Genomic DNA, 14,482 nt, shown 5'->3' with positions numbered 1-14,482 from the left:
TGAAGGAATTGCTTAAGGGGTTCTTTGGTGCAGTTTTTTTATGGTTTAATAAAAATGATTTTCAAGAATAAGTGTTCGGTTATGCTGAAATTCAATAGATGCCAATTCTGCGAAGTTCTTAATTTTGATTCTGTCACATTCATCCATTTCAATATTATTGTCTTCATTCAACAAAACATCAATACGGTCATAGACAAAGTTTGGATTGCCTTTTTCACTTTTATCGATTCCTTGATAAAGTAGGCTTATATAATTTGCAACCAATTGTGATTGACTTTGCATAAACAAGTCAATAAGTCTCTTTCTACTATTCTTTACCATCCAATAATGCAAACCCCATTTTTTACGGGAATTACCATCGGTAAATTTTTTATATCCAGTACCAAGAGAAAGAATTTCGAGTTGGGACATTTCGACTTTAAAAGCTTTTAAGGCTTCTAAAAGGGCTACTAGAGTGGGATTATTTGCCATTACACCACCATCAACCTTATTGACGAAATTTTTCTTTGTTCCATTAAGGTCAATATATTCAGATGTATAAGGGTTAAAGTAGGTTGGTGCGGCAGAAGTGGCCATTGCAGCCTGATAAGCTGGAATATGATAATCTCGCTCAAATGCGGGATGATATTTGGTCTTTAACACACTTGGGTTGCCTTTTATCAAGTCATAGATTGGAATGCAAACATCTGTTTTGCAATCGTTAAGCCTTGGTTCAACTCCATTGTTTGCATCTTTGAATTTTTTACGAACAAGATTTTCCAAAAATTCTCTTTCGTGTGCCGAATTACGGATTTGCCCAATAAAGAAAGACTTTTTGCTGCCAAAAATTTTTCCAGCATTATCTAAATAAAGTTGATATATTTCTTTTGCAGGTATGCCTAAAGCTAAAGCAATGGCAATAATACCTCCAGTTGATGTCCCAGTGATTAAATCGAAGTGCTGATAAATTTGGTTCTTACCATCAGAGCGATTTTTCAATTCGTCTTCTAAAAGTGTTAAGAACAATGCGGGGAAAACACCTTTAATGCCACCACCATCAATCGACAATATTTTAAACTTTTTATTCTTCATTTACCAATGTCTCTGTGTTATCTTCATTTGGGTACTCATTGTGGCCACCACCTAACCATTTGCCCTCCGGTAGCCATAATTCGTAGTAATACAGCCATTCGCTTACCCAAGGTATTATTGTGTCAATAATGTAATTGTGTGCGTTCCACTCTTTTTTAGAGGGTGAGTAAAGGCACAACTGCTGTTTTTGGCTATCATATACGTGAGGTAATTTTGTTCTGTTCTTTGCTAGTTCTAAGGTTTTACTGATAACAAAGATTTTGACCCACTTGTTTTCTGTGTAAATAATTTTCACGTCGTACAACTCACTTATGGCAGTTGGACGTATTTGAACAACTATTTCAAAATTATCCCATCCACTTTTTAAGACCTTGATTTCTGGAAATTCCGTTCTGATTCTTTTCAGTTGTTCAGTCGATGGAATTCCTTTTAGTTTTCTCTTGCTGTTAGCCTTAAAAAATTTACTGCTCATACATTACCTTCAAAATTATGGTTTGGTACTGAAGTGCCGACAGTTCCTAAAATCCCTGTTCTACTTGCCATTTTTCTTAATCCTGATTCCCTTAGAATTCTATTTTTTTCGCCATAAGCCGAAAAGGCTTTGTTAACAACCTTGTCGCCATATTGTGCAGAAAATGATTCATTCAATCTTTGCAAGCCAACTCCTTGGCTATATTTGATTGTTTCAAGGTCTTCTTCCAATTTATCCAACCATTTATAAAAGTATTCCTCTTTCTGGGGAACTTCACTCCACTTGTCCGCAAAATTTTCTTCATCATTAACAGGATTGCTTACCCATCTTTCATATAGACCTGTCTTTGGGTTTAGTTTTGTTTCAATAAAGCCACGCATTTTACTTACAATATTGACATAGGTATCGAGGATATTTTCACTTCTATCGTAAGCTCTGGCTGCCAAGGTGGTTATTATTATGGAAATAGGTCTGTTTTCACTATCGAACTCATCCGAGGAAAACATAATGTCCCTGTGCCGTTTCAACAACTGAATTGCACGTTGCAATGGCAGCTTGTCTTTTTGGTATGGTTTTACTGGGTCAACAGATTCGCTTAGAGCGAATATTTTGGTTGAACTGTATATTGCTCTTTGATAAAACCATTTGGCATAACCAAAAGGATTGCTTTTCATCCACCATTCCGTGTTCGTTTCGGTAGAGTAGTTATACTCTTCCTTATCGGTTAAGCGAATTGCTAGCTTATTGGTCTCTATGTGTTGGCTATTGTTAAAGGATTCACTAAGTAGAACCGTAAAGTTCTTATCTGATATGGACGGTAAAATATCCATATGATAGTTTGCATCGTCCGAATATTCAAGTGTCCAGCATCTTCTTCCACCATCCTTATCCTTAATCATTTCTTCATAAGTAGAGTGGTCTTTAAGTCTATCTCCGACTGCATCTTTTAAATGTTTTTGTGTCCAATTAATAGGTTTCCCATTCAGTTTGCAAACTAGGTCAATGTCAATATCATCCTCATCGTTGATAGGCTTGATTATTGTGCCCAACATAAACGAACCTTGAGGAAGTATTCTTGGTTTATAAGGATAAAGGGGTGACCCCTCTTTTGATAACCACTTTCCGACGGCTTCGTAACTTTTTACAGCTTCATTATATTGACTTTCTGAAATATCAAGTTGCTTTCCCAGATTTTCCAAAATTTCAACTACTTCATTTTTGTATTCTTCAGTCATAGTTATATTTTTTTATTTTGTTTCAACTTTTAAGCCAATCATATTTTATGTCAGATTGATCGTTTATTATTTTGATTGTGGCAATCCTGAATTGCAGAACCGCCACAATCATCTGCTAATTGGACTGCTCCAACAATGCAGCTATGCCACTTATAACAACAAGAGTTGCAATACTGAAAACTATGGCTTTGGCCACATCTCCACGTACATTGACACAATTGTCTTTATGACATACACTTAGCTCTCCTTTAGAGAAATTAATACTATTCATAAAAATGAATTTTATGGTTAAACAATCTCCATTCAGAGCTGTGGAGTTCCGCTCATTTTTTATGCCTTTTAATTAAAGGCTTTTGTCGCATCAATTTTTTATATTGTGCCTTCAATCTTTATATGCTTGCCTTCTTATCTTTTTTGCCACTTGATGGCAAATTATTTTAATTGGCAAGCATATTATTACTAGAACATCTATCTATATGGATAAATCGAGCAAAGAGATCGCCGAGGTATTTAGTAGCTTCACCAATGACCAATTAAGTCACCTCGTTTTAAGAATGAGGGCCTTCGCCAAGAAAAGGCTTGGTGATTATAATGACAATCACGAAGGGCAACAAAAGTTGGATTTTGTTTTTAACGTTTTTCAAAAAGCACTTACCGATATCAGGAAATGGGATAAGGACAATTGTGATTTCGAGAATTTCCTTTTCGGTGTCCTGAAAAGTGAGATTAGTGCATATTATGAAAAAGTAAAAAGACGAAAACCAACCGAAGAAGTGGACGGCTCGGACGAATCCTATATTCTCGATTTACCTGTTTATTCAGAGGAGGTTGGTCACAACGACTTATCGTTTGATGAAATTGACAACAAAAAACTAAAAGAAAACTATGTTACGTTACTTAAAGATTCAGGGGCATCGGACTTAGAGATGCTAATATTTGAATGTTGGAGCGAAAACATCTATAAGCCGAGCGAAATCTCAGATTTCTTGGAAATAGATACCGCCGAAGTTTACAACGCCGTTAAAAGGCTTGAAAGAAGAAAAAGAAAACTAAACAGTCAAATAAGATGAGCAATTTAAAAAATAAAATAGATAAGGGAATTACAGAATTTTATCTGAATTCCGATATAGAATTGATAAAAAAATCCCTAGAGGAGGAGGGTGTGGATGTCGCTAAGGAAAGTGCGGAAATATCCAATTTTTTGAAGCGATTGAAGTTTACCCAAACCGCTATAGTAACTCAAGAAAGCCATCAGGCATTGCTTGATAGGATTGTAGGAAAATTTCAAGATGCTATCAACCAGAATTTAGAAAAACCTATTGCTACCTTAATAAATTTAGTGGAAACAAAACAAATGTCTGTACAGTTTAGAAATTTGGATAAATTAACCCCAGACGAAATAAAAGAAATCATTAAAGGTAAAAACTTGGTTGACCTGATGGACGAATTAGATAATGAAGAATTATAGATATAATAAAGGTTCTGCTGCTGCAAGAGATTTATTGGACCAAAATGGTTTTGAAAGCCTTTTGGATTTTTCTTTGGAATTATTTGCAAGCGGTCTTGGAGCAACTGTCATCGAGAAGCCTTTACTGAATTCTGATGGACGAATAATTTTTGGTAAAAAGCATACGGTAATCGAAATCAACCAAAATATAGAGTTTGAGCAACGCAAAAAATTTACTTTAGCCCACGAAATAGGACATTTTGTACTTCACAAAGGTATTGACATTCATAACGATACTGAAGCAACTACTTCTTGGTTTAACAATAAGGAAAAACAGGCAAAAAGTGGTCGAGTAGAATGTGAAGCCAATCAATTTGCTTCAGAATTATTAATGCCAAGTCATCTATTCTTTGAGAAGCAAAAAGGGAAGAAGTTTTCGCCTCAACTACTTCGTGATTTGGCTGAATTTTTTGGGGTAAGTATTACGGCAATTGCTTTCAAATATTTTGAATTGGGGGACCATCCAATTTGTCTTTTTCACTCTCATAACAAAAAGGTGAGTTATTGGAAATGGCCAGAGGGATATCCTCATTTTATTATCGATAGAACAAAACTTGAACCTCCGGAAGATTCTGTTGCTATGGAATTCTTTGATAAAGATAAGATATATCCCAAAAACCAATCAAAGCAACAAATTTGGAAATCTACTTGGTTCGATTTAAAAGATTGGGAAGACGACAATGATTTTAAATTCTATGAATACTGTATTGTTTCTAGTGTATATAATTCTGTATTAAGCGTTGTGTGGGAAGAATAAACTATAATTCTATTTTCCCCCAAACCAAAGGATGCTCACTAGCAGCCAAATTCTTGTTAGAAACGGTTTTATAAATAGACCAATCAGGTCGTTTTTCAGGCCACATCGCTTTGCGATTTAAGCCGCTATCCTTCATTTTATGAAAAAGGGCAGGAGAGAAGAACATATAATCTTTCTGCTTAATGTTGACGCCCATTCTATAAGCCCCCATTCTGAAGTATGCCGCATCGTTTCCCTTATCAATATCCACTTCAAAAGAGAGATGTTTTGTTATGTCTTTTAGGTCAGTATTTTGAATTATTGGCGATAAAGAATCACAATAAGATGGCGCATTAAATGTGCCTGCAATGAGGACATTGGTTTTGCCTTCAGCTATGAGTTTCTTATAAATTTCGGCGATTTTAGTAATTTGTTTTTTTCTTATAAGATGAGATTGATTAATATCCTTCGTAGGTTTTTGTAGATAAGTATTTAGCAACCAAATGGTCTCTTTTGAAGGTGTTTTGATTTCATATTCGATAAGGTTTTTGCCATCATCATTGATTATGTCGTTAATATTATGAGTCCTAACAGCTTTGAGATTGTAGCCTTGTCGCAAGGCTATTCCCATTTCTAGGCCATTCATGTCATTGCCTTGAATCACAAAAGACTGTTCATAAGGTTTGAAGTCATATTTTGGTAGAATGAGTTGATTGAATTCCTCAAAAGACGCTCTATCCTCAATTTCTTGGAGCAACAAAATATCGGGATTAATTGCTGCGATAACCTGGGCTTTGTGATCTGTAGCTTTAGGATGAATTGGTAAGGTTTGCAGTTCGATCCAACCATTCCAATTTGTAAGGTTGCTCGCTTTGTTTTCAATAGAATGGCTTAAACCTTTCATGTATAAATACCCTGCTTTTCGGCGTAAAACCGCATAGGGTCTTGGGCTTGATTTTTCAAAACCAATTAAAAATGATAATTCCCTTATGCGATTTTGTTGGTGCAGTGATTTATGAGTTTTAAGCATTAAAGTATCGAGTTCGTCTACCCAATCGGTGAAGTTCTTACCAAATGGCTTTTCGAAAAGGCTTTTGTCTTTGTGAAACAGGTTTTGAACGTTAAAGGTTGCTATTTTCATGATTTCTAAATTTTATTTTCGTTTGTCGCTAGTGTCTTCATCAAATGCTACGAGGTTGAATAATTCTCGCATACGGCTGCGAACTCTATTGCCGTATAAATTTTCTAATTCTTCGGCATTTAGGTTTGTAGTTGCGTGTGTTTTTATGTTATGGTTTGTAAAAAGTTCATGACGTGAAAGCAGTATTTCACCCATTACGTTACAGTCTTTTCCGTAGTGCCTTCCAATGGGCTCAACACCCAAATCATCAAAGCAAAAAAATTGCCTGCAACCATAATCTTCGATGGTTTTGTAGCCAATGTGATTAAAACCAAACACTATGTTTCTGCATGGTATTAGTATATATGGTTTTTGCAACGGAACAATAAATTTTAGCAGTATCATAAGGCTAGTTTTACCACAGCCTACTGGTCCGGAGAGCAAAATTCCTTTATTAGGGTCAATCTCATGTTTTTCGCAATTTTCTTTGTCTTTTATAAAGTAGTGGCAGAGTTTTAAAATGATTGGACGGTCTTCTTCATAGATTTTAAATTTTTTCCCAAAAAGTAATTTACCCTTAGCATCTAGGTATATTAATATCTTTTCGAAGTCGTAAACCACTTCATTGCCATTAAATTTGCCAAGAGAATATTCTTTGTGTTCTTCTACTATTTTACAAGGGTTGACCATAATTTTTACGTTTACTTGTTTTTAGGTTGTCCTTATTTTGGGATAATTCATCAATTGTTTCAAATTCATCAGCTTTTATCATCCAATTACTTGCTGTTGCATGCCAATCTTCAATTTTTATTTTACCACCAATTTTCCAGCCAATGGATTGATAATGGTTGTAAAATTTTTGAGCTTCCCTTGCAGGCCAGTTGTTATTTTTAAAAAAATTAATGACTTCAATTTCATTTTTTGGTAGCTTTGTTTTATTAATGTTTACTATTTGTTTATTAATGTTTTTATTAGATACCAGTACTTGGCCAGTACTTGTTTTATTGTTCGCCATTACTTGGCCAGTTGTTGTCCCAAAAATGGGCATGCTCACTTTGCTACTTTTATAAATATTATGAGAGGGGATATATTTGATGTATTTCCAATTGTGTAAATCTTGCATACAGCGATGAAATGTTGTTTTGGAACCAATTTTTGAAAACTGCATAACTTCCTGCCGGTTTATATAAAACACTTCAGAAAAACGTGTTATGTTCCAAAGCTGAAATAATGCCATATAAAGGCTAACATGTGTAGGGTTTAATCTTGAGTCCTTCACTATCATTTGAAATGCGGCACTTAAATGTTTTATATAATTCATACATCTTTAATCAATTTTGTGATGTACTCTATTTGCGGTCATCACTTTTTGAATTTCATCAGCTTCGTAAAAAATAATATTTCCCATTTTTGTATAAGGAATGGTGCCATTATCTCTAAAACTTTGCAATGTGCCAGGACTTATATGTAATAGGTCCATAACTTCTGAAGATTTGAGGTATTTTTTAAGACCAGACCCATTGTGTTTTATGAGTATTTTTTTAATAGCATTTAGTAATTCTATTTTAAAATCCCTGAGATCGTCTGTGGTGATAATACTTGTTGGCATAACTAATTTTTTAATGGAAAAGGACTATCTTTTTTTAAATTAAATGACAGCCCTTAACCTGATTTGACTTTCGTTAGACAAATTTGATAAGCTTTGATGATATTTAAGCAGTAGTTTACCCGTAGTCGGGTGAAAATTTAACAGTATTTAGAATGGTGTAATTTGTAGTGTTTTAATGAGCTTAATGCCGATTTTGAGCCAAAGAATAGAATGATTAATACATAAAATAGCAAAAGCAGGAGGTAAACCGAGTACGGTGTTTTTTTATTATTCCTCAGTACTATTTATGTATGATAATAGCCCTTCGGATAAATCGTCTAGGAATTTAGTGCGACTAATTTTACGAGTTTTAATTTCAGCAAATGTTTTGTAGTAATCACCTAATTGAAAATGAAATACTTTTTCTAGTGCAGAAGCGATGTCTTTGATGTCTGATTTTCCATTATTTATAACTCGATTATGATGCAGCGCGTAGATTAGTTCTGTTAATGCTGTTTTAGACGAAGTCCATTCAAGTTCAGGTTGATATGGTGGTGTTGTACTGTTGTTATTATTTGCCTTTTCAATATGCGAGAGTTTGTCTTGCAAATAATTTATAAATCGATGATAAGCTTTTAGTTTACCAAAGAGTAGATCGTAGGGCGTGCAGAAATCTGGGTCTTGAAAATAAAATTTTGATGATGTTATTGGGGTTTGGTCAAGGTAATTTCTGGTAAAGTAATGTTCGTCTAAATGAGTGTGTTTTGATTCAATATATTGAACAAAATCCATATTGTAAAGGAAGAAACGATTTAGTTTCCCTAATTTCTTTTTTAAAAATTTACTTTGCTCAGTTCTATCTGCTTTAGGAAATTGAATTTCGAACGAACGTATTTCAGAATAATATATTAGCTGTGAAAAAGGAACTTGTTTGATGGTTTTAAAAAAATATATCTCATGTTGAATTGAATCAAATTCAATTGTGGCTATTGTTTTTCTATAAGTATTAAGAAGATTTCTGCAAATGATAATAGATTTGTTTGAGCGCTCTATAATTCCTGTTGAACTATATTTTATTTCCTCTAATTGCTTAAGAAGTTTATTGTTTTGGGCTTCAAAATCCATTTTGCTTAGTAATTAGAAAATAGAAATTACCGTTAAGAATCTAAAATTAAAAGGGATTATACAGTTGAAAGTTGTGAGAGAAATAGGATGCCTTCAATTCTTAATATTTTTAAATGCCTTCTCTGTGGACTTGCTATTTTTTTAATACTTTAATATGATGAATAATGACGAGACATTAAAATAAAACCTGTGTAAATTTTGTGTATATTGCCTGTGTACTTTTATTCACATAATTAGATAAGCAACGTTTAGCTTCATTTCAGAGCTATTCATTAAATTTATCTATAAACTCTTCTTTACTAGAAACATTAGATTTTACAAATAGATTAGAAGCATGTTTCCTCACTGTGCCATAAGCAATAAACATATTATTAGAAATTTCTTTATAGCTTTTTCTTTTTAATATTTGAATAGCAATCTCGTTTTCCCTGTTGGTAAAATTATACTCCTTTCCAATGTTTCGCTTTAATATGTAGGTGTTTTTTAATCTGTATAAATAGCTGTTTATTTCCATTGTAGTTACTAAAAAGAATGCCATAGTAACTAGAGGTTGGGTAATGGGTTGAAAATCTCCAAAATACGTAAGCAATGGCAATAGAATAATGGATAGTATAGAGGTGAGACCCAAATAGGTTTGGATTTTAAAATAACGCTGTCTTTTAACCTCTTTTTTTATAGTCATAAAGAAGTAAACTAAAAATGTTACAGATAGAAACGTTGGAAATACCAAAAATAGACTTCTTGCAGAATTTAATGAATTGGTAAAGTAAAACGGTAAAATAAAAAGAAAGACAAAAGTGAATGAAAGCAACCAGATAAGATTTTTTATTTTAAAAAATCTATTTGGGGTAATTATGTTGAATTCCTTGTAAAGGTACCATACTAAATAAATACACATTATTATCGAGATGCTGTAGGTTATTATGTATTGAATAAAGAGCGGCCCAGGTAAAGATGTATCAGGCAGTAACCCATTTAACAGATTATATAATAGAAAAAGGATAGCAAGTATTAGATACCTAAATGATGTGTTATTAGATTTGTTTTTATTGAAAACTATTTTAAAAGATTGAAATATAATTGTAAACCCTATTACAATACACATGAACAACACTATCCAATGCATTGAAGATGAATATTCATAAACTGGGGTAAAATGATATTCTTGTTCTTGGGATAGCATATAAGTGATTGATTAACAAAAAAGTACATTCTACTTTTATTACTTATAAAGATACTATATATTAGTATGAATTAAAAACAGGCCAAAATGCTACCAGAAAAATATTCACTCGGATTTTTCCCAACACCATTGGAAAAATTAGAAAATTTGTCAAAAAAATATCCCGATTATAATTTGTTTATTAAGCGAGATGATAATTCAGGATTGGCCTCGGGTGGAAATAAAGTAAGAAAATTACAATATTTTATTTATGACGTATTAGCTAAAGGATTTGATACTGTTATTACAGCAGGAGCACAACAATCAAATCATTGCAGGCAAACCGCAGCTGCTTGTGCCAAGGTAGGATTAGAATGCCATTTACTGTTAGGGGGTAAAGCACCCAAAAATTACAATGGTAACTTGTTACTTTCTCATTTATTAGGAGCTAAAATTCATTTTACTGGAGATAATAGAAAAGGGGAGGATATAATTAAATTAAAGCAAGATTTAGAAGCACAGAAAAGAAATGTTTATGAAATCCCTTATGGTGGTTCAAACTTGCTAGGAGCTTATGGCTTTGTAGATGCAGTTAAAGAACTAGAGCGTCAACTTTCAGAAAATGACTTGAAAATCGATTACATTTTCTTTGCGTCAAGTTCTGGTGGAACTCAAGCAGGACTAAAGCTTGGCATAGATTTATACAATCTTAATATTAAACTAATACCAATTAGCATAGATAAAATTGGTTTAGGAGATAAAACATTAGACGATGCAATTTTACAGATACTTCATCAAGGTCAAAAAGAATTGAGTATTCAAAAAACATACTCAATTAAAGATGCGACACTTATTAGGGATTATGATAAACCTGGTTATGGAGTAATTACTCAAAATGAAAAGATGGCCATTAGGCAATTGGCTCAAAGTGAAGGTATATTGTTAGACCCTGTTTATTCTGGAAGAGCGTTTTACGGCATGATAGACCATCTTCAAAATAACAAGATTGAAAAAAACTCTAATGTGCTCTTTTGGCATACAGGAGGATTACCCGCAAATTTTTATTATTCTGAAGAGCTTTTAAAATAACTTAAAAGTTGATTACACTTTCCAAAGCATCATCAGCTTCTGTATGAATGAAGTTGGCTTGATAATTAATTGTGGTTTTTAAATCACTATGACGATACAGTTTTTGAAGCATTAATGGATGGATGGTATCTCTAGCAATATTTCCGAATGAGTGGCGAGCAATGTGCATTGTTACTTTCTTGTTTATTCCAGCTTTAAGAGCAATAGACTTTAAGTTCTTGTTAAATTTTTTATTAGCAGTTTTTATCTTATTGTACAAGTCTTTAGCATCGTCAAGATCAGCTTTTTTTAATTCTGGAAATATAAAGTCATCATCATTATTCCTATTGCAAATATATTCCTTTAAAATTTTATTGATTTTTGAAGGTATTTTGAGAGAAAGTAATTTGGAGTTTTTACCCATTCTGTAGTGTAACCTATCATCGTAAATTTGAGACCATCTAGTTTTCAGAACATCTGAAACCCTCATGCCTGCAAAATAAAAACTGAAAAGCCATACATTCAATGAATGACGTTCCACGTCAGATAGACTATCTAAGTTCTCGATGACTATTAATTCTTTTTCTGAGAGTCCAACTTTGACAGTTTCTGGAAATTTTATTTTGAATTTACCAGAACCAAAGCAATAAAGTTCTTTACTTACAACCTTATCTTTAATCGCTCTATTGAATAACAGCCGAATAAAAACCATGACATTCATTGCAGTAGTTTCTGTAAGAGAACAGTTGCCTTTTAAATATATTTTAAATTTTTTGAGAAACCGTTCATCGATTTCTTGAAAAGTTAGATGCCTTACTTTGCAATATTTTTCAATATAACTAACCCAAGCTGAATCTGTAGAAAGACGATTCATTTTTCCCTCTACTTTGAGAGATTCTAGGTGTTCATCAGCAAAATCAAAAAATGTTAGGTTTGATGTGGGTTTGTAAATCTCTTTTTTAATTTGATTTGCAGAAGCATCTTTATTGTTGGTTTGTAGAGTAATAAGACCTTTCCGAGCTTCAGATAATTTTGACGTTATGAGGTTATTTAAACCTTCAGAATTCGGATGGGATTTTTTTACTTCATTATTTTTTGAATCCCAATACTCTAAATCTATATAATGACCTAAAAGTTTGTATGTAGAGCGTCGATTTTTAGTTATTCGAATTGCAAGTGGATAAAGCCCTTTGGTGTTGGGCTTTTTACGTAGAACTATTTTTGCACTTGCTGACATCGTTGACCTGTTTTGCGAAAGTCAAATCAGGATATCATTTGATTAAGTACTTATGTAAAGATACAAATTATTATCTGCGTTTGGGTACAACATAGGTACAACAAATATTGATATCATATGATATTATATGACTTTAAAGAAAATTGACAAACACTTAAGTCATTGAAAATGAGTGTATTTGTGTTTCTTTGGTGCAATATACGCTAGACTTAGGATCTAGTGCCGCGAGGTGTGAGAGTTCGAGTCTCTCCGCCCGCACTAAAAGCCGAAGATTTGTCTTCGGCTTTTCTTTTTTAAACTTCTTATGTGTTTAAATAATATTATCTTTTCTTAGGTTAAGCTGGTACAGATACATAGTTCTTTTAGTAGGTTTATTACATTATTTTAGCTTGTAAAATGATTAGAAATTCCGCGAAATGCCCGGTAAGCGGTATTTCCCTAAAATATTTATTTAAACTTGGGAAATATGATTTGTAAAAACTTGTTTATTGGTTTTTTTATTGATTAGTAGATAGGGCTTAGGGTAAAATAATTTACAAATGTTAATTTGTATACTAATATTTTCTATATTTAGCAGCATTATAAAAGCTATTAATATGGGGATGTTTTACAGTTACGACTTAGTAGGGGCGAAAGTCTTTGTTTTTGACGAATTTATGGTAAACCAAATTGAGGAGGGTGTTGTAATAACACCAAAAGATAATGAGATCTTACGTCAAATTATTGATAAACATTTTACCAATAAACCTGTAATTTACATCTCTAATAGACATTTTTCTTATTCGGTTGATCCGCTTACCTATTTGGGGACTTCAAAAATTCATAACCTTTTGGCAATTGCAATTGTTTCTGATAAACCTATAGCTCGCGATAATGCACTATTTGAAAGTAATTTTTATGATAAACCATTTGAAGTTTTTGAAACCTTGAGTTTAGCCATGGAATGGGTTCATAAAATTATACTTCATGAGTATAAGGAGGTTAAACAGCTAAAACAAGGTTAACATTAAGACGCAGTAAACAATCTTGTATGCTCTGCTTTACATAAATTTTAAGAAGAAAACCCTTTGTTAGTTTTAGAGGTGCTATATTCGTTTTTGCTTATTTTAGATTAAGGCGTTTGATAGTTTGGGACTGATTTAATTTTAATGGTATAACCAGCAAATTTTAAGAAGTTTTTTTATCAAGCTAGATATAATTTTGTTGTTTATATCATCTCTGTTTTTTATTTTGTAGACTAATAAAATTAATGTGTTGTGAGTGTTTTTAATACCTCAAAACTAACAATATCTTACGGCAGATAAACCCCCGATTTTTTCGGAAAAAACAAATATCAATTTATGAAAAGACTTAACAAAAAAACTGCAATTATTACAGGTGGATCTGGTTCCATCGGAAAAACTACAGCAGCTAAATTTTTAGAGCAAGGCGCCAATGTTGTACTAGTAGATCTTAACCAAGAAGCATTAGAAGAAGCTCAGAAAGAATTAAATGCTGGCGATCGTGTAATTATTGTAAAAGCAGATGTTACTAGTGCCGACGATACTAAAAACTTTGTACAGAAAGCGCTTGACGCTTATGGTAAAATAGACATTGTATTTGCAAATGCTGGTATAGAAGGCAAAGTGGCGCCTATTATAGATTTTGATGATAAAGTTTTTGATACCGTTATGGCTGTAAACATTAAAGGTGTCTACCTGTCGATTAAGCACTCCATCGCAGCACTTAGAGATGCTGGAGGTGGAAGCATTATTATATCTTCATCAGTTACTGGGTTGCAAGGTGTACCAAATGCCGTTGCTTACAGTACCTCTAAACATGCTACTGTTGGTTTAACCAAATCTGCGGCTATGGATTTAGCAAAGTATAAAATCCGTGTGAATTGTATTAACCCTTCACCAGTAGATAATAGAATGATGCAATCGCTTGAGGAAGGTTTCGCACCTGGCGATGCCGAAGCTGCTCATGCCAGATTAACAAGCCAAATACCATTAGGTCGTTATGCAGAACCTTATGAAGTAGCCGATTTGGTGTTGTTCTTAGCTAGTGATGAAAGTAAGTTCATAACAGGAACTACAAATCCAATAGACGGAGGAATGTTAGCTTGATAGCATTACAAAAGAGTATTATTAAGCCTTCAACCGAAACACATAAGTTTTTA

General features: G+C 33.2%; 17 protein-coding genes. 6 read left to right on the top strand and 11 right to left on the bottom strand.

Translation table 11 applies throughout. The features are described from left to right. Positions 1-45: 45 nt before the first annotated feature. The 4 genes from CLV33_RS01895 to CLV33_RS17465 form a co-directional block, all read right to left on the bottom strand. Positions 46-1,071 (bottom strand): CBASS cGAMP-activated phospholipase, encoded by a 1,026-nt coding sequence (locus CLV33_RS01895; RefSeq protein WP_105472471.1) that lies wholly within the window; start codon positions 1,069-1,071, stop codon positions 46-48. Continuing rightward, positions 1,061-1,543: a hypothetical protein gene (locus CLV33_RS01890; RefSeq protein WP_105472470.1), complete on the bottom strand. Its 483-nt coding sequence runs from the start codon at positions 1,541-1,543 to the stop codon at positions 1,061-1,063. Before CLV33_RS01890 ends, CLV33_RS01895 begins: the two co-directional genes overlap by 11 nt. Beyond that, entirely contained in the window at positions 1,540-2,778 is a 1,239-nt protein-coding gene (locus tag CLV33_RS01885; protein ID WP_105472469.1) for a nucleotidyltransferase domain-containing protein, read from the bottom strand. Before CLV33_RS01885 ends, CLV33_RS01890 begins: the two co-directional genes overlap by 4 nt. 115 nt (positions 2,779-2,893) lie before the next feature. After that, entirely contained in the window at positions 2,894-3,049 is a 156-nt protein-coding gene (locus CLV33_RS17465; protein ID WP_170063953.1) for a hypothetical protein, read from the bottom strand. Between the two features lie 283 nt (positions 3,050-3,332). On the opposite strand from CLV33_RS17465, the gene CLV33_RS01880 reads away from it, so the two are divergent. Genes CLV33_RS01880 through CLV33_RS01870 form a run of 3 tightly spaced genes read left to right on the top strand, consistent with a single transcriptional unit; the run spans position 3,333 to position 5,042 of the window. Next, positions 3,333-3,848: a hypothetical protein gene (locus tag CLV33_RS01880; RefSeq protein WP_146109700.1), complete on the top strand. Its 516-nt coding sequence runs from the start codon at positions 3,333-3,335 to the stop codon at positions 3,846-3,848. Next, complete coding sequence (locus CLV33_RS01875; RefSeq protein ID WP_105472467.1) at positions 3,845-4,246, top strand: hypothetical protein; 402 nt, start codon at positions 3,845-3,847, stop codon at positions 4,244-4,246. The genes CLV33_RS01880 and CLV33_RS01875 overlap by 4 nt, the downstream gene beginning before the upstream one ends. Continuing rightward, positions 4,233-5,042, top strand: a complete 810-nt coding sequence (locus CLV33_RS01870) for an ImmA/IrrE family metallo-endopeptidase (protein ID WP_105472466.1) — start codon at positions 4,233-4,235, stop codon at positions 5,040-5,042. Before CLV33_RS01875 ends, CLV33_RS01870 begins: the two co-directional genes overlap by 14 nt. Position 5,043: 1 nt before the next feature. Here CLV33_RS01870 and CLV33_RS01865 read toward each other — a convergent pair whose 3' ends face one another. The 6 genes from CLV33_RS01865 to CLV33_RS17460 all read right to left on the bottom strand — a co-directional run bounded on the left by CLV33_RS01865 (position 5,044) and on the right by CLV33_RS17460 (position 9,536). Then, positions 5,044-6,162 (bottom strand): exonuclease/endonuclease/phosphatase family protein, encoded by a 1,119-nt coding sequence (locus CLV33_RS01865; protein ID WP_105472465.1) that lies wholly within the window; start codon positions 6,160-6,162, stop codon positions 5,044-5,046. 12 nt (positions 6,163-6,174) lie between these two features. Further along, positions 6,175-6,831: a P-loop NTPase family protein gene (locus CLV33_RS01860; RefSeq protein ID WP_105472464.1), complete on the bottom strand. Its 657-nt coding sequence runs from the start codon at positions 6,829-6,831 to the stop codon at positions 6,175-6,177. Then, positions 6,815-7,462 carry a hypothetical protein gene (locus CLV33_RS01855; RefSeq protein ID WP_105472463.1) on the bottom strand — a complete coding sequence of 216 codons (648 nt, stop codon included), beginning with the start codon at positions 7,460-7,462 and terminating at the stop codon, positions 6,815-6,817. Before CLV33_RS01855 ends, CLV33_RS01860 begins: the two co-directional genes overlap by 17 nt. Before the next feature lie 6 nt (positions 7,463-7,468). After that, entirely contained in the window at positions 7,469-7,750 is a 282-nt protein-coding gene (locus CLV33_RS01850) for a helix-turn-helix domain-containing protein (protein WP_105472462.1), read from the bottom strand. 267 nt (positions 7,751-8,017) lie between these two features. Beyond that, entirely contained in the window at positions 8,018-8,854 is an 837-nt protein-coding gene (locus CLV33_RS01845; protein ID WP_105472461.1) for an RteC domain-containing protein, read from the bottom strand. 265 nt (positions 8,855-9,119) lie between these two features. Continuing rightward, positions 9,120-9,536, bottom strand: coding sequence for a helix-turn-helix transcriptional regulator (locus CLV33_RS17460; RefSeq protein ID WP_170063952.1), 417 nt, complete (start codon positions 9,534-9,536; stop codon positions 9,120-9,122). Positions 9,537-10,124: 588 nt separating this feature from the next. Between CLV33_RS17460 and CLV33_RS01835 the strand changes: the two genes are divergently transcribed. Then, positions 10,125-11,105, top strand: a complete 981-nt coding sequence (locus CLV33_RS01835; RefSeq protein WP_105472459.1) for a D-cysteine desulfhydrase family protein — start codon at positions 10,125-10,127, stop codon at positions 11,103-11,105. A 1-nt stretch (position 11,106) separates the two neighbouring features. On the opposite strand, the gene CLV33_RS01830 is transcribed toward CLV33_RS01835, so the two are convergent. After that, the gene (locus CLV33_RS01830) at positions 11,107-12,321 is read right to left on the bottom strand and encodes a site-specific integrase (protein WP_105472458.1); all 1,215 of its coding nucleotides are present in this window, start codon (positions 12,319-12,321) and stop codon (positions 11,107-11,109) included. Between the two features lie 539 nt (positions 12,322-12,860). Between CLV33_RS01830 and CLV33_RS01825 the strand changes: the two genes are divergently transcribed. Continuing rightward, a complete protein-coding gene (locus CLV33_RS01825) occupies positions 12,861-13,325 on the top strand; it encodes a hypothetical protein (RefSeq protein WP_244906364.1) in 465 nt (154 codons plus the stop codon). Positions 13,326-13,661: 336 nt separating this feature from the next. Further along, positions 13,662-14,429, top strand: coding sequence for an SDR family NAD(P)-dependent oxidoreductase (locus CLV33_RS01820; protein ID WP_105472457.1), 768 nt, complete (start codon positions 13,662-13,664; stop codon positions 14,427-14,429). Positions 14,430-14,482: the final 53 nt, after the last annotated feature.

The sequence above is a fragment of the Jejuia pallidilutea genome (genome assembly GCF_002973595.1).
Taxonomy (GTDB): domain Bacteria; phylum Bacteroidota; class Bacteroidia; order Flavobacteriales; family Flavobacteriaceae; genus Jejuia; species Jejuia pallidilutea.
Note: the sequence above shows the minus strand (reverse complement) of the source record. Positions and strands in the feature narration are given on the sequence as shown.